The 15,769-nt window shown below is 33.0% G+C and carries 14 protein-coding genes and 4 tRNA genes; 4 read left to right on the top strand and 14 right to left on the bottom strand.

Annotated elements, in window-relative coordinates; translation table 11 throughout:
* Nucleotides 1–31: 31 nt before the first annotated feature.
* The 8 genes from ACZ5LY_RS01825 to ACZ5LY_RS01860 all read right to left on the bottom strand — a co-directional run bounded on the left by ACZ5LY_RS01825 (nucleotide 32) and on the right by ACZ5LY_RS01860 (nucleotide 6,760).
* A complete protein-coding gene (locus tag ACZ5LY_RS01825) occupies nucleotides 32–2,644 on the bottom strand; it encodes a DNA-directed RNA polymerase subunit A' (protein WP_464577758.1) in 2,613 nt (870 codons plus the stop codon).
* A 16-nt stretch (nucleotides 2,645–2,660) separates the two neighbouring features.
* A complete protein-coding gene (gene rpoB / locus ACZ5LY_RS01830) occupies nucleotides 2,661–4,475 on the bottom strand; it encodes a DNA-directed RNA polymerase subunit B (RefSeq protein WP_464577759.1) in 1,815 nt (604 codons plus the stop codon).
* A gap of 13 nt (nucleotides 4,476–4,488) precedes the next feature.
* The gene (locus tag ACZ5LY_RS01835; protein ID WP_464577760.1) at nucleotides 4,489–6,030 is read right to left on the bottom strand and encodes a DNA-directed RNA polymerase subunit B''; all 1,542 of its coding nucleotides are present in this window, start codon (nucleotides 6,028–6,030) and stop codon (nucleotides 4,489–4,491) included.
* 20 nt (nucleotides 6,031–6,050) lie between these two features.
* Nucleotides 6,051–6,290 (bottom strand): DNA-directed RNA polymerase subunit H, encoded by a 240-nt coding sequence (locus ACZ5LY_RS01840; RefSeq protein WP_013413731.1) that lies wholly within the window; start codon nucleotides 6,288–6,290, stop codon nucleotides 6,051–6,053.
* Between the two features lie 37 nt (nucleotides 6,291–6,327).
* Nucleotides 6,328–6,401: transfer RNA gene (locus ACZ5LY_RS01845), tRNA-Lys, on the bottom strand.
* A 6-nt stretch (nucleotides 6,402–6,407) separates the two neighbouring features.
* A tRNA-Asp gene (locus ACZ5LY_RS01850) sits at nucleotides 6,408–6,479 on the bottom strand.
* A gap of 103 nt (nucleotides 6,480–6,582) precedes the next feature.
* Nucleotides 6,583–6,657, bottom strand: a tRNA-Pro gene (locus tag ACZ5LY_RS01855).
* Nucleotides 6,658–6,687: 30 nt separating this feature from the next.
* A tRNA-Thr gene (locus ACZ5LY_RS01860) sits at nucleotides 6,688–6,760 on the bottom strand.
* Between the two features lie 149 nt (nucleotides 6,761–6,909).
* Here ACZ5LY_RS01860 and trm14 point away from each other — a divergent pair.
* From trm14 to ACZ5LY_RS01880, 4 genes are read left to right on the top strand one after another with little or no spacing between them, the layout of a single operon-like run.
* Nucleotides 6,910–8,010 carry a tRNA (guanine(6)-N2)-methyltransferase gene (gene trm14 / locus ACZ5LY_RS01865; RefSeq protein ID WP_464577761.1) on the top strand — a complete coding sequence of 367 codons (1,101 nt, stop codon included), beginning with the start codon at nucleotides 6,910–6,912 and terminating at the stop codon, nucleotides 8,008–8,010.
* A gap of 9 nt (nucleotides 8,011–8,019) precedes the next feature.
* Complete coding sequence (locus ACZ5LY_RS01870) at nucleotides 8,020–8,790, top strand: 4-phosphopantoate--beta-alanine ligase (protein WP_464577762.1); 771 nt, start codon at nucleotides 8,020–8,022, stop codon at nucleotides 8,788–8,790.
* Entirely contained in the window at nucleotides 8,735–9,298 is a 564-nt protein-coding gene (locus ACZ5LY_RS01875; protein WP_464577763.1) for a nucleoside monophosphate kinase, read from the top strand. Before ACZ5LY_RS01870 ends, ACZ5LY_RS01875 begins: the two co-directional genes overlap by 56 nt.
* Complete coding sequence (locus ACZ5LY_RS01880) at nucleotides 9,288–9,656, top strand: RNA-binding domain-containing protein (protein ID WP_013413735.1); 369 nt, start codon at nucleotides 9,288–9,290, stop codon at nucleotides 9,654–9,656. Before ACZ5LY_RS01875 ends, ACZ5LY_RS01880 begins: the two co-directional genes overlap by 11 nt.
* Here ACZ5LY_RS01880 and ACZ5LY_RS01885 read toward each other — a convergent pair whose 3' ends face one another.
* Genes ACZ5LY_RS01885 through ACZ5LY_RS01910 form a run of 6 tightly spaced genes read right to left on the bottom strand, consistent with a single transcriptional unit; the run spans nucleotide 9,657 to nucleotide 15,677 of the window.
* Entirely contained in the window at nucleotides 9,657–10,334 is a 678-nt protein-coding gene (locus ACZ5LY_RS01885) for a diphthine--ammonia ligase (RefSeq protein ID WP_013413736.1), read from the bottom strand.
* Nucleotides 10,331–11,110, bottom strand: coding sequence for a hypothetical protein (locus tag ACZ5LY_RS01890; protein ID WP_464577764.1), 780 nt, complete (start codon nucleotides 11,108–11,110; stop codon nucleotides 10,331–10,333). The genes ACZ5LY_RS01885 and ACZ5LY_RS01890 overlap by 4 nt, the downstream gene beginning before the upstream one ends.
* 11 nt (nucleotides 11,111–11,121) lie before the next feature.
* Nucleotides 11,122–11,520, bottom strand: coding sequence for a hypothetical protein (locus ACZ5LY_RS01895; RefSeq protein WP_013413738.1), 399 nt, complete (start codon nucleotides 11,518–11,520; stop codon nucleotides 11,122–11,124).
* 12 nt (nucleotides 11,521–11,532) lie between these two features.
* Nucleotides 11,533–12,684, bottom strand: coding sequence for a hypothetical protein (locus ACZ5LY_RS01900; protein WP_464577765.1), 1,152 nt, complete (start codon nucleotides 12,682–12,684; stop codon nucleotides 11,533–11,535).
* 2 nt (nucleotides 12,685–12,686) lie between these two features.
* Nucleotides 12,687–14,750 carry a hypothetical protein gene (locus ACZ5LY_RS01905; protein ID WP_464577766.1) on the bottom strand — a complete coding sequence of 688 codons (2,064 nt, stop codon included), beginning with the start codon at nucleotides 14,748–14,750 and terminating at the stop codon, nucleotides 12,687–12,689.
* Nucleotides 14,751–14,771: 21 nt separating this feature from the next.
* Complete coding sequence (locus tag ACZ5LY_RS01910; protein ID WP_464577767.1) at nucleotides 14,772–15,677, bottom strand: hypothetical protein; 906 nt, start codon at nucleotides 15,675–15,677, stop codon at nucleotides 14,772–14,774.
* Between the last annotated feature and the right edge of the window lie 92 nt (nucleotides 15,678–15,769).

The raw sequence follows: 15,769 nt of genomic DNA on the forward strand, positions 1-15,769 counted from the left end.
TAACAATTTCCTCGATGTCCAAAATAATCACCTATTTCCCTGCTTTTAATCTAATTTCTTCTGCTAATCTGTCTAGGTCAACGGCCTTTTCATAATCACTTTTGGCAGGGTCAACACCATCCTCACCATATTTTCTTTGTATCAATGTTCCACTGCTATCAACGACTTTTCCATTCCTTTCAACGTGTAAATCCTGTAAGGCATTTATGAGTCTTCTTTGCATGTATCCGCTCTGTGCAGTACGAATTGCAGTGTCTACTAATCCTTCCCTACCTCCCATTGCATGGAAGAAGAATTCAAGTGGATCAAGACCTTTCCTATAACTGTTATAAACAAAACCTCTTGCCCTGGCACCCATGTCCCCTTTCTTAAAGTGAGGCAATGTTCTTCCATAATATCCTCTTTGTACTCGTTCTCCACGGATTGATTGTTGTCCAACACATGCACTCATTTGAGTTAAATTAAGCATTGACCCTCTTGCACCTGTTAATGCCATTATCATTGCATGATTTTCATCCATGTCAAGATAACTTTCAGCTATTTCACCTGTTTTATCTCTTGCTTCTCCGAGCACTTGCATTATCCTTGTTTCAAGTGTTTCTCTCAATGTTCTACCTGGTAATGCTTCTAGTTCTCCATTTTCGTAAGCTTTAATGAGCTGATTAACTTTTTCTTCACTTTTCTTAAGATGTTCCTTAATTTTTTCTTTGGCTTCTTTAGGTATATCTTCATCTCTTAAACTTGTTGTAAATCCTTTTTTCATTATAACTGCTATGGCTAACTTTGTCACTGCATTTAAAAACTCACAAGCTTTGTCAGGTCCATATTCTTTCACAATTCTATCTAATATTTTACCTGAAAATGCTCCTATTCCTTTCTCGTCTATAACTCCTGATTTTAATTCACCATTCTCAATAAGTACATAGGCATCATTTTCACAATTTTTCATTTTACAATCAGGACAATTTTTACATATCTCTGCCCTATATACTAAGTTTAAGTCATCAGGTAATAAAACACTAAATATTTCTTTTCCTGTCCAATCCCTACCTTTTTTCTTAGGTAATGGAATACCTGCCCTCATTAACATTTGGAATACTTCATCTTCACTAAATTTCGTTCCTTTCTTTGTTAAAAGATAGGCACCAGAAATATGATCGTGAATTGCTCCAATAATTGGTCCGCCAAATCTTGGAGATAGTATATGTTCTTGAACCTTCATGAGTGTTTTGGCTTCTGCTTGAGCTTCTTCTGTTTGTAAAACATGTAAATTCATCTCATCTCCATCAAAATCAGCATTATATGGTGGACATACACATAAATTCAACCTGAAAGTTTTATATGGCAGCACCTTAACTTCGTGGGCCATCATTGACATTCTGTGAAGTGATGGTTGCCGGTTAAATAAAACTATATCTCCATCTTTTAGATGTCTCTCTACAATATACCCTGGCTTTAGTTGTTCAAGTATTGCTTCTTTATTTTCTTCGTATATTTTTATTTTTCGGCCATCTGGTCTTATGACATAATTAGCTCCAGGATGTTTATCAGGACCATTTTTTATGTATTTTTTGACTTCCTCTATATTCCATTCATTTACCCGGACAGGAACCGTTAATTCTTTTGCAATTATTTCTGGAACTCCAACTTCATTTATACTTAGGTTTGGATCTGGAGATATAACAGTTCTAGCTGAAAAATTAACTCTTTTTCCTGATAAATTACCTCTAAATCTTCCCTCTTTACCTTTTAGTCTTTGCATCAACGTACGCAATGGCCTACCTGATCTATGTCTAGCAGGTGGTACGCCTGAAGCTTCATTATTGAAATATGTTACAACATGATATTGAAGTAATTCCCACAAATCTTCAATAATAAGTTCTGGAGCTCCAGCTTCCATATTTTCCCTTAATCTTTCATTAATTCTCAATATATCAACTAACTTATGTGTGAGGTCATCTTCAGATCTTTCACCAGTTTCTAATGTTATAGATGGTCTCATCGTAACAGGAGGGACTGGTATAACTGTTAAAACCATATATTCTGGTCGTGCTGCACTTGGGTTTATACCTAATAAATAACAATCCTCGTCTGGAATTTTTTCAAGTCTTTCTCTTACTTCAGTAGGAGTAAGTTTATATCCATCTTCTGTTATTGTCACTGGTTTATCTAATTTTATTTCTTTCTGTTTTTCATTACAATGAGGACATTCTTCACGTCTAGCAGTTTCATATATTTCCTTAAGTATAGGGTCTATATTCATATCTTTTTTTTCTGCTTGTTTGAGTAAATCATGGTAATGTTCTATCTCACTTTTTGTGAGTAATATCCTACCACATTTACGACAAGTTGATCTTAATATTTTATGAATTACATCTGCAAATCCCACATGTATAACAGGTCTAGCTAATTCAATTCTACCAAAATGGCCAGGACATTGGCCTCCTCGTAATCCACATGTTTTACATCGTAAACTAGGATCTATAACACCTAGACGTGGATCCATAAGTCCTCCTTCAATCGGATAACCATCTTCATCGTAAGTATCAGGAGTATCTATTTTAACTACTGATAAATTTCTTATTTCTTCTGGAGACATTAATGTAAATTCTATTTCTTTAATTTTTTTCAATGTTCCAATCACGTATTTCTCTCCCCTATTAACTTTTGTCTTCTAATCTAAGTCTGGGGAAAATGCATAAACTTCTTAATTCATCTAAAAGTAATTTAAATGCATATGACATTTCAACAGGGTAAATATCAGATTTATCACCACAAAGTGGACAATAAGTTTTATCATGTATTTTATCGTAAACTGCAAGCATTCCACATTTGTCACATACCAATGCCTCATATTTATCAGATTCGTCAAGCAATCTCTCTTTCAATGTCAATGCTGCGCCATGAGCTATTAAGCAGTCTCTTTCCATTTCACCAAATCTTAAACCACCTTCTCTTGCTCTACCTTCGGTAGGTTGTCTAGTGAGTATTTGAACAGGTCCTCTTGATCTAGCATAAACCTTATCTGCGGTCATGTGATGTAACTTCTGATAATATACTACTCCCACAAAAATCTCTGCTTCTATTTTTTCACCAGTCATTCCATTGTACATGGCTTCTAAACCTTCGCTTTCAAAACCATATTTCTTTAATACGTGTTTAATTTCTTCTTCTTTTTCACCAGTGAATGGCGTGCCATCAATTCTTCTTCCTTCAAAACATGCTCCTTTACCTAGCAACATCTCCAACATTTGTCCTACTGACATTCGTGAAGGAATAGCATGTGGATTAATTATTAAATCAGGGACAAGCCCATCTTCAGTGAATGGCATGTCTTCCTCTGGAACTATTAATCCTATTACTCCCTTCTGCCCATGTCTTGAAGCAAATTTGTCTCCTAACTCTGGAACCCTCCCATCCCTGACTTTAACTTTCACTAATTTATTTCCTTCACTGCTTTCAGTTAATATTACTGTATCTACTACTCCCTTTTCTCCTGGACGGACAGTGACTGAGCTTTCTCTTCTTCTATCACTAACAGTGCCAAATTCATCTATTTCTCCCAAAAAGCGTGGTGGGGATGTTTTACCTATTAAGACATCACCTTGTGAAACTTCGGTACCAGGATTTATAATACCATCTTCGTCTAAATGTCTATAACTATCCTCTGATCTATAACCTCTTATGCCTTTTTTTGGAATTTCAAACTTGTCTTCTTGTCCACCAGGATATCTTCTCTCTGATGACTCATAAGTTCTAAAGAAGAATGAACGTGCCAATCCTCTTTCAACAGCAGATTTATTTATGATTAATGCATCTTCCATATTATAACCTTCATAGGATAAGACTGCGACAACAAAATTTTGGCCGGCTGGCATTTTGTCATATTCATTTATATCCATAATTCTAGTTCTTACCAATGGTATTTGTGGATAAAACAATAGATGAGATCTTGTATCAGTTCTATATTTATAGTTAGATGCATAAATACCTAAAGCTTGTTTAGCCATGGCTGCTTCCATAGTATTCCTTGGTGAAGAATTGTGATTTGCATATGGAATTAATCCCGCTGATACTCCAAACATTACTGCTGGATCTATTTCTAAATGTGTATGTTCCTCTGTAAGCTCATCTTCAGATATAGCTATGTAAGCATTTTCTTCTTCCTCAGCATCCAGATATTCTATAACCCCTTCTTTTATTAAATCATTCCACGTAATTTCTCCATTTCTTAATTTTTCAATATGTTTTTTTGTTAATTTAGGTTTTCCATTCTCGACAACAATAAGTGGCCTTCTAACTCTACCAGGATCTGTAAAAATCAAAACTTCATTATTTTCTGGATGATATGCAATATTTACTTCATGGGAGATCTTTCCTTCTCTTCTTTTCTTTCTTATCTCTTCTACAAACTTTTCAGGGTCTTTACAGGTACCTACAAGTTCTCCATTTAAATATATTTTTGTCTTTTTCATGTGATAGCCCTACCTATATTTCTTCAACTAATTTTGAACTTTTTATGATTTTTTCGACTTCCTTTGCATCAGTTCCTTCTGAAATTCTGGCCATTAATGCTAAATTTTTAACTAACCCACAATTTGGGCCTTCTGGTGTTTCAATTGGACAAATTCTTCCAAATTGTGTGGCATGTAAATCTCTGGCTTCAAAGTGTGGTTGACTTCTACTTAATGGTGACACTACTCTTCTAAGATGAGATAAACTTGCTATATGATTTGTCCTGTCCAAAAGTTGGCTTACACCTACTCTGCCACCTACCCAATTTCCTGTTGCGATTGCATGTTTTATGTTTTCTGTTAATACATCAGGTCTAACTGCTTGTCTTATAGAAGGTTTCTTACGCCTTGTTAAATTTCGTTCTATTTGATATGCCATGTCTCTGATTAGACCTGTAAATGCAACCCTGAACAAGTCCTCCATTAAATCTCCAGATGTTTTTAAGCGTTTGTTAGCATAATGGTCCTTATCGTGAGGTTCTCTTTCACCAAAAACAACCTGTAATGTCATTTCAGCCATTTCACATAAATATATGGCTTTTTTGATTCTATCTTCAGGTTTAACTCCAATATGAGGTAATAAATAATTATCTATTACATCTTCAGCTCTGCTTATTCTATATTCTTCAGCCATTCCTCCGGCAACGCGATTTCCAATATATCTTAATGCACTTTCTATTAGATATTTTCTGTTTTCTTCTTCTGACGCTTTGTTTAATTTTTCTTTGTCTAATCTCAAGGAATCTTCCACAATTTGTAAATCATCTGCAACTATTATTTGATAATTGAAATCTTCTGAAATATTTGTGATTATTTCTTCATCAGTTGCTAATCCTAATGCTCTCAACAACACTACAAGTGGTATTTCACCAGGAACATATGGGAAAGATACTCTAAGATAAACACCGGTTTTTCTAGGTTTTTTGTATTCTAAGGTTAATCTTGACCTAAAACCTTTTCTAACAGAAGTCACAACTGATTTTACTCTTTCTTTTTCTTCATCTTTTTCAATTATAACTTTATTTGGAGCTATCTCCTCTATACTTACCAAAACTCTTTCAGATCCGTTTATGATGAAATATCCACCAGGATCGTTTGGATCTTCACCGACTTCTATTAATTCCTTCTTACTTAAACCATTTAAATGGCAAATATCAGATTTTAACATTGCAGGTAATTCACCGATATATACTTCTTCAAACGAAGGTCTTTTCCCAGATTTACTAAGTCCCATCTCTAAAAATAGATGTGCTGCATATGTGAGATTTCTCAAACGTGCTTCCATTGGATATATTTTACTTTTAGATCCATCAGCTTCAGTTATATATGGCTTCTCAATTTTTAATTCTCCAATCTCTATTTCGTACTCGCCCTCACCAAGTTCTGGTATTTCTACTTCATCAATTATTTTCTGTAGTCTTCGATTAACAAAATCATTGTAAGAGTCTATATGATGGTCAACCAATGAATGTTCGTCAAAAAACGCTTCTACTAACTCCCATTTATCATTTTTCATAAATTTCCCCCTAGAAGAAACTATCCTTCAACCACAAGCCTATATGTTACAAATTTTCCAGCAGTTGGACTTTTCCGAATTATTTTTATTATATCTCCTGCTTTTGCACCTATAACTTTTACAACAGGATCACTAGTTCTTATTTTAGGCAGTTTTTCAGCGTCAATGTTTAAGTCTTTGAGCACTTTCTTTGCTTCAGACTTCGACAAAACAACGTGTTTGGGCACAAGTTCATGTTTTAATATATCTTTATTTACCACATCATATCCTCCAAAAATTTCAAATAAAAAGAGAGAGCGGGCCCGACGGGATTTGAACCCGCGACTACTTGGTTAAAAGCCAAGCGCTCTACCAGACTGAGCTACGGGCCCAAGTGACGCCCTGGCCGGGAATTGAACCCGAGTCGCGGGCTCGACAGGCCCGCATGATAGCCACTACACCACCAGGGCAGGTGAGTAGATAAAAACTCATGTTAGTGTCCAAATAGTTTGGTATGGTAGCCATCAATATATAAATATTTCGGTTTTATGAATGTGTTAAAGAGATTTTTTATGGGGCCACCCGGATTTGAACCGGGGTCTCAGGCTCCCAAAGCCCAAAGGATAGACCAGGCTACCCTATGGCCCCTTTAACTCAATTATGAAATTTAAAGTTCAAAGCCTCGGGCGGGATTTGAACCCGCGACCACGAGATTACAAGTCTCGCGCTCTACCAGCTGAGCTACCGAGGCACATGAAAGCTAATGGATAGATTAGATAAAACCATATTTATATTTTTCGATTTTATAAATAATAAATAAAATTTAATTCTTAATACAATTTTTAACAACTGGAAAATTCGATGCAAAAAAATTAAGAAAACATTTTTTAACATTATTATATGAAATTCTATGTAACATTTCCTCCAGGATTAGAAGAAGTTGTTAAACAAGAACTTCAAAATTGTTATAAAGTTAAAATAGAAAAAGCGGAAAGAGGTAGAGTTTATTTTAGAGGCAGTGAAAAATTAATACCTGATTTAAATTATTGGGGAAGATACTGGGAAAGGGTTGTATGGTTGTTACATAAAGACGAAGTTAAAGATTTAGAAGAAATATATAAAAAAGTTAGAAGTATTGATTTTTCATTCATTAAACCTAATCAATCTTTTGCAATTAGAAGTAAAAGGTTCGGAGAACATGATTTCACATCTATGGACATAGCTAGGGTTGCAGGACAGGCTGTAATTGACAGTTATTTATCATCAAAAAATAAACGTTTAGAAGTGAATTTAGATGAGCCAGACGTAATAGTAAGGGTGGAATTAATAGATAATTTATTGCTTGTTGGAATTGACACAACAGGAGATGATGGGTTACATAAAAGAGGATATAGAACATATCAACATCCAGCACCATTAAATCCAGTTATAGCAGCTTCAATGGTGAAAATTTCTTCTTGGAAAATAAATGAGACTCTTGTTGACCCTATGTGTGGAAGTGGCACAATACTTGTTGAAGCAGCATTTATAGGTAAAAATATTCCACCAGGACATCTCAGAGATTTTGCATACAAAAAATTATTTGATATGGAACCCACACAAAAGAAAATACGTGAAGTAGATTTAAATTTGATTGGCATAGAAAAATTTAAAAAGCATGTAGAGGGTTGTAAAAAAATTGTAAAAAATCTAGGGTTAGATATAAAAATTTTTCAAGGTGAAGCTGAAAGAATGCATGAATATGTTGAAAATGTAGATGTGATAGTTACAAACCCACCATACGGGCTAAGAATTGGAAGAAAATATATTACAAAGAAATTATATAAAGATTTTTTAAAAGAGACTTATAATATTCTTCCATCTCATGGTAGAATTGTTTTTATAACACCTATGAAAAGATTTATGAGAAAAATAGCAAATAAAATTGGATATGATATTAATAAAGAAATAAAAATTGAATATGGTAAGTTACCTGCAAGTATATTTTTGCTGAAATGCTAGGTGTTAAAATTGATACCAAAGACACATCCAAGGTACAAATCTTTGATGTTAAGAGAAAAAATAATAGATGGGTGGAAGAAAGGTATAGTGGCAACTGCAGGATTAATAGCTCATGGAAGAGGAGAAGCTTTTGATTACATGTTAGGTGAAAAAACTACTCTTCCTGCTAAAAAAGCTATCAAAGCTGCTGCAGCATCATTGCTACTTTCAAAAAATCCAGTGATATCTGTAAATGGAAACACTGCAGCTTTATCTGCTAAAGATGTTGTAAAATTAGCAGAAATAATAGGTGGAAAAATAGAAGTTAATTTATTCCATAGAACGGTAAAAAGAGCTAGAAAAATAAAAAAAATATTAATGAAGGCAGGAGCTAAGGAAGTACTTGGAGTAGATGAAAAACTAAAACACATTGATGTTGATAGTAATAGATCTACTGCAAGTCCTCATGGTATATATAATGCAGATACAGTTTTAGTGCCTTTAGAAGATGGAGATAGAACTGAAGCATTGGTTAAAAGTGGAAAAACTGTAATAGCTATAGATTTAAATCCTCTTTCCAGAACTTCACAAACAGCAACGATAAGCATAGTTGATAATATAGTTCGTGCACTACCAAAATTATATGAAGAAGTTGTAAAATTAAAAAATAAAAATAAAGAAGAATTAAAAGAAATCATTGAAAAGTTCGATAACAAAAAAAATCTAGAGGAGGTGCTTAAGTTAATTGAAATTGAGAGATATAAAAGTCATAGGAGTAGTAGGACTTCCAGGAGCAGGTAAGGGTGTTGTATCGCACATAGCTGAAGACTATGGAATCAAGGTTGTAAGAATGGGGGATGTTATTAGAGAAGAAGCAAAAAAGATGGATGAGAGCTTGGGAACAGCATCTATAAAATTAAGAGAAAAATATGGGAAAAACGTTGTAGCTGAAATTTGTATTGAAAAAATAAAGGAACATTATTCTAGACATGGTAATGGTGTTTATCTTGTGGAAGGTGTGAGAAGTCCTGCAGAAGTTAAAACCTTTAAAAAACATTTTCCAAAATTTAGACTTTTATCTATTTTTGCAACGCCTAAAACAAGGTTTAAACGTTTAAAGAAAAGAAATAGAGCCGATGATGCTGATAAATTCTCAAAATTTGAAAAAAGAGATAAAAGAGAGTTAGAATTTGGAATAGGCACTGTAATTGCAACATCTGACTATATGATAGTTAATGAAGGACCATTATGGAAATTTAGAGAACATGTGAAAAAAATTTTAGAGAAGTGGTTAGACGATGAATGGTGAAATATTTGTTAGTGCGAAAATAAATCCTACTGAAGATAAAGAAAAGGTTAAGAAAGCTATTAATAACATATTTCCTTTAAAACTTGAAATTAACGATGAAATTAAGGGTAAGGGAGATTTAAGTTGTTTATTAAAACTTAAAGAAATGTTAGCTGAAAGAAAAATTAGAGATAGTGTTAGGCAATTGTTGTTAAATAATAAAATAGGTAATAAAACTTATTTTTATGTGAATAAACAGGCAGCTTTTGTGAACATTGTCAATATAAGTGATGAGGAGTTATCTCCCTTAGGTGATATAAAAGTTGAAATAAGAAGTGATGATATCGATAAAATTATTGATTGGCTTACAGAGCATTAATTACGATTTCTTTACTAGTTTAGCTTCTTCTATTCTTAGAATTCCATGATAATTAAACCATTCTTTTTTTGCTTTAACAATTTTTATTTTCTTTTTAAATATAGGACAATCTAAAACTAAAGTCTCAGCTTCTCCTCCTTCAAAAGCTATATGTATTCCATATTTTTTATTAAGTTCTAAAATATCTTCTAATGTTTTATAATTTAATTCTTTTCCTAGCCACGATTTATCAAAACCTTCTGCAGAAACAGAAGTTATAATAACTTTAAAATTTCTTTTTATTATTTTTTCCATGTAATCTAAAGGATCTACCTGCCAGAAAGGTGCTTTAGCTTTGATACCTAAGCGTTTACATACTTTATATACCCTTGACCTTTGGTAATTTGATTCTAGCCCTCCAAAATATAATACGTCAATGTCTAATTTTTTTAAAGCTTTCTCTAAATCTTTTACTTCTTTTTCTTTTTCTCCTTTTGTTTTTACTTGTATTAGAGGTATTCCAACAGCTTTTGACGATAATTTAGTTAATTCAATGTTTGGAACATGAAACATGTATGATTCTGGATTTTCTGGGAATACAGAAATAAGATATTTTACTTCTTCAGTTTTAGATTTTAAAGCTTCATATAGAGCCATAGTACTATCCTTACCACCTGAATACAATACACCTGCTTTCATTTTACTTTAATTCTCCTAACAGTTCTTATTATTGCATCTGAAAAAATTCCAGCAATTGCAACTAAAATACCTAAAATTCCTGAAAATAAAACAATCTGTGATTTTGGTGGCATCATAGATTTCACATTTTTAACCTTTTCTTCAACCGGTCCATGGATTCCTGTAACTATAACATTTTCAGCTGATAACATGTCCAAAACATTGTCAACTTTTGATGCATCAACAGTAATGCATGCATTCACTCTACTAGATTTTGTATATATGCCTCCTGTATAAATTAGCCAGTCAGATATTTTTTTTGTTATATTGTTTGGATCTCCACCTTCAGTTTTAATGATAATTTTGCCATTTGAATATACTTGCCAATCTTTTATATGAGGATCTAAATATTTTAATTTGCTTTCTATAAATTGTTTTCTTTGTTGTGAGAATGGGTCAGTGTGCATTATAATCCCTGTTGTAGAAATATTATGTACTCCTGGTGTGGATTTGATTTTTGAAACAATTGAACCTATATCTACACCAGTAGGTATTTCTACCGTTATAGTTTCAGTTGCATGTATTGTGTATTGGTAATAACCCCGTACTAATGATGGAATATCTGTATAAATAGGTAGTAGTAGGAAAGCACCTCCAACACAACCTAAAATAAAGCTTGTAATAAATGCAAATATGATGTTTTTCTTTGAATATGGTATTAGAGAAGCTAATGAAAAAATGAAAAGCATCAACAGAATGTAAATTATAATTATCAATGTTGTAATCAATATGTTCATTGTTTACCTCCTTAACTAATCTTTGTGAAAATTATTTTATCGCTATTTTGATCATATATTATTTCCCATGTCTCACCTGGATTCATGCTAGTAGGTGAAATTAAGTTTGAGTTTTCAGGTATAATATCTATTTTTGTAATGTTGTTGACATAAACACCAGTATCATTTACAGTTATTGTGTAGTTTCCATCCGGTAATGTGATATTAACCATGTAGCCAGGTCCATTAGTGTACACTAAATTTATGGTTTCAGCTACTTTTTCTCCTGCCATCCTGGCTATACCTGTTTTACTTACTTCAGTACTATTTAATTCTGAATTTATGAAATATCCTATTCCAGAAATAATTATAGTTGCAATAAGTATGGTTAGAATTATGTCTCCACTTAACACTTCACCTTTTTCATCCATAGCTAATTCTCCTTAAGGTAATACTGCTGCTGGGGGTTTAAAGTAATTTTGATAATTTAGGGATAAACAAAAAACATAACCATAGGGATCATATACATAACGATATCTATCGGGCAGGTTTTCACCAGGTCGGATAAATTTAACATTTGCATCGTCGTCATATGCTACTCCACAACCTGGCGTTCCATTAAAGTATTCATGATCTATTTTTGAAATAGCGGGGGATGAATCAATTTGTACTCCTAGTTTACTTTTATAATCAAGAGGATCACCTAAAATAAATGTACTTATTCTACCTTCACCATTAGGGCATGTTTTATTTTCTAATCTATCAAAAAATGATAAACCCTGAGGATCATAGAAATAATAAGGTCTTAGTGGTTTATCTAACTTACTTGGGTTATTTGTTCCATTTAAATAATCCCAAAGATGCTGTAATCTGCCTGCACTATCCACAGAATCATTAAAATGATAGTCACTTATGATCATTCCTCCAGGGCCGAAATAGCTAGAATAGTAAGGACTACGCCAGATGACATTACTTTGCCTACGTTTAGTGTTTATCCAAATATAAGGATCAACCACTCCTTCAATAGAGACATATGCATCTATAGGTTTTGTATATCCTTCAAATGCTTGATTTTGTTGCACAACTTTAATTTTTATAGAAGGGATGTGTACATAAAAACCAAAAGGTTCAGAGTCTGTTTGATAAATATAAACATCGTCAATATCAAAAACAGCTTGTGTATAATTATCTACAAGTATATCGTTAATATATATTTGCCTTCCAGTTTCATTTTCTAATTTTCTACATAAATCTATAGTTCTGTTGTTTAGTGCATCAACAATCAATTTCCTAACATATAAAACACTATTATTAGTACTTGTATCATTATAAGAACTACGTGGCTGGAAAAATCGTTCTTCGTCTATGACTTTCTGAGTGGCACTAAAAGACGCATTACGACCTGCATCTCTCGCAGCTTTTTGTAAATAAGATTGTATATTATCAGCGACTTTTATAGTTACATCTCCTCCAATTGCTATAGCTATAATTCTATTAGCTTCATCAACTATATGACCATATGCAACAGCTAATAATATGATTGGTATAAGTATTAGAACTGTAAGTGGTGTAAAGGCATATCCTCTATTATCCAAAATTAATCCCTCCAAAGATCTAACCTTACAGGAGTAACAGTTAAATTTCCAGTGTATAAAGCTTCTGTCTGTATAGCGTTTGGATCCACATTATACCCCATTTCATTGAGAGTTTTATTAAGAAGTTTTGTTGCATTTTCCATGGCTCCACTTGCAGTTTCATTAAATGATGTTGACCATACCTGAGTAAATGTCGTATATATCACAGCAACCCTAGTACCTGAAAATATCTCAGCATAATTATCTCCAGATTCCCACCCCTGACTTGGACCATAAACTGTAACCCTAACATAGTAATCTCTTGGATTACAGGTGTAATTGTCAGGGGTTCCACCACTTGTCAATATATTGTAGTTATTTTGCCTATCTATTGAACCAAGATCTATTGCAAACTGTGGTATGCCATCATAGTATAGTTTGTATTGACCAGTGTTTGGATCTTTAACTTCAACAGTTACTCTCTTTGTATCTAAACCAACTCCCATGAAGAGGTATATTCTTTTTGCATACTGACCAACAGATATCAACCTTTCTTGTGTATTTATATTAGTATTGCTTTGATAGCTATTAAATGGGAAATTCAGCCATTTAACTCCAAATGAACTATAAGCTACTGAGACATATGAATTCACAAGTCCTACAAAATCATAATCTCCGCCTGGAGCATAATCCCATATAGTTACACGTACCCTATTGTTAACTCCTGCCTTGAGCTTATCTCCAATATAAATAACCCCTGGTAAATTACCATATCCACTTCTTACTGCACTATAATCTGCTCCAAAAGAACAGAATACTACCTGCCATCCTTTACCATTATTAACTTCAACAACTGCAGCATCAACAGCTCCATATGGATTTAAGACAACATAGGCATCATGAACTGTTACATTACTAGGTATTGGGACATCTGTAACAGTGCAGACAGCAGATCCTTCAGTTGTGGAAGAAGGAATATCTGTAAGTCTAAAGACTTGATTTTCTGCACTTGGATTATCTTTACCTATCAAATCATTCCAGGATATTGTTAATGGCTGAGCAGAAGTTAATTTCCCAGTATTTAAGTCAAAGAAATATCTACTTTTTGGTGCTCCAATACCGGCTAAATCTTGCAATGGAAATGTTTGAAATGTTACAGTCTTTGGGACTTTTATTGTTGTTGTGTAATTTGCAATCAATGAGAACCATGGCATGTCATACCAATATGGCCTCATATTTGAAAAGGCAACATAAAATGAATTGTTGCCAGGTATTAAGCCAGTTGCATTTCCATAATATGTGTAGAAATACCATCCATTATTGTAGTAAAGATATTTAAACGCTGATTTATCTGCAGAATTATTTTGACCATTTAAAACTAAATTTGCAGAAAATCTGTCATTGTATCCATTACAAGCACTACCAATAATCCATTTAACAGAATTTATGGTTGTATTTTGTGGTGGGAGTGAACAATTTATTGGAACTGGTCTTTTCCACTTATCACAACCCCAATAAGGATATTTATAAAGTCCTCCATTACTACTATTCCAAGGATAAAAATTAGTAAGCCAGTTATGGAAATTCCAAACTGTTGTTGTAGTATTAATCTGTTTATCTTCAAAAGGAACTTCTGGAATATAATACCATGCTCTTCCTAACCAACCTTCCTTAGCAGAAACAACCTTAACTCTTGATGTAACATGTGTAAATGATGGGGGAGTATTGTTAGTAATTTTAACAAATCTATGATAATGCTCGCTCCATATCCAAAATGTATAGTTTATATGAGTAATACCAGGACTTAAAGTCTCATTAAGCGCAGGATCTATAACCTCATTTGCTTCCTCTATGGCTTTAGTGATGTTCTTGTCTTCATATAAATTAAACTTAACAACTGCAGCTATTAAACTTCCATCTTGTTCTAGAATATTTAATGTATCTATTGCTATATCACTCAAACGTTGCTGATCACTGCCTATGTATTCAGGTAAAACATAATAATGGAGGATTGAAGTTAGAAATATAAAGACAATTGTAAGAGCAATAATTGAATCAGTTGTAAATATTAAGCCTTTTTCATCCAATATTAACACCATATTTAATTTTTAATGTTTAGGCCATACAAACAATTCTAGTCTTGCATTTACTTCTTCAATATACTCTAACTTAATCATATCTTTTACAGTGTCTTTTGGAACTTTTACAATGTAAAAATCCATGGTAGCATTTTTCGTTGCATTTGAAGTCGTTATAGTAACTGAATTGGAACCGCTTTTTAAATAAGTGCTATTTATCTGCACTGGCATATCGTTGAGATTTGTCTCATTTACAACTGTATTATCATTAATCTTGACCGTAACATTAGTATATCCATTATTCTTAATTAATATCCAATAATCATAATTATTTAATTCTGCATCAGAAATTGTAAAATCTATTGTATATGGTGCCCATGTCCCTAGACGCTTTCTAATAACACTAACTAGTTCGCCTACAATAAGGTTCTGGAACCTAAAATTAACTAATGAGACTACAACTTCTATTGGATATCTATTCACTCGTACTTCTCTTTCAACACGATAAATATTAGGTACATTACTTGGAGGTGATCCTAAATCGTTTGATGAAAGATTTCTAATAACTGTATTGTTATGATCTACAACCCTCAAATAAAAATCATATTGTGGTCCTAGCATATTTTGCACTTGTTCTTTTCTTAGTGCAAATAATTTAAAACTTGATAAATGATTTTTTTCAACCACATTATTTCTTACAATTGCTAAACCAGGAATTCCTTGTCCAGTTAAATACCAATCTGGTGGTTTTCCAGGAGTTTCAACTAATGCATCTGCAACATTGGTTGCTGCTCTATCAATGGATGCATGGAACACTGTTAATTGAGAAAGATAAAATAAATTATCCATAGCTACAGTTGCCATGCCAAAAATTATTGTCAGTGGTATTAAAGCCAATAATAAATCACTACTTAATACCATGCCTCTTTCTTTCATACATGTACAATTTTTTTGAATTTTAATATATAATCTTTTTTATTTAACTCCATCAGCTGGAAGTCTCCATATGAATGTATAGATATGAATTA

It is taken from the genome of Methanothermus sociabilis (assembly GCF_055392295.1).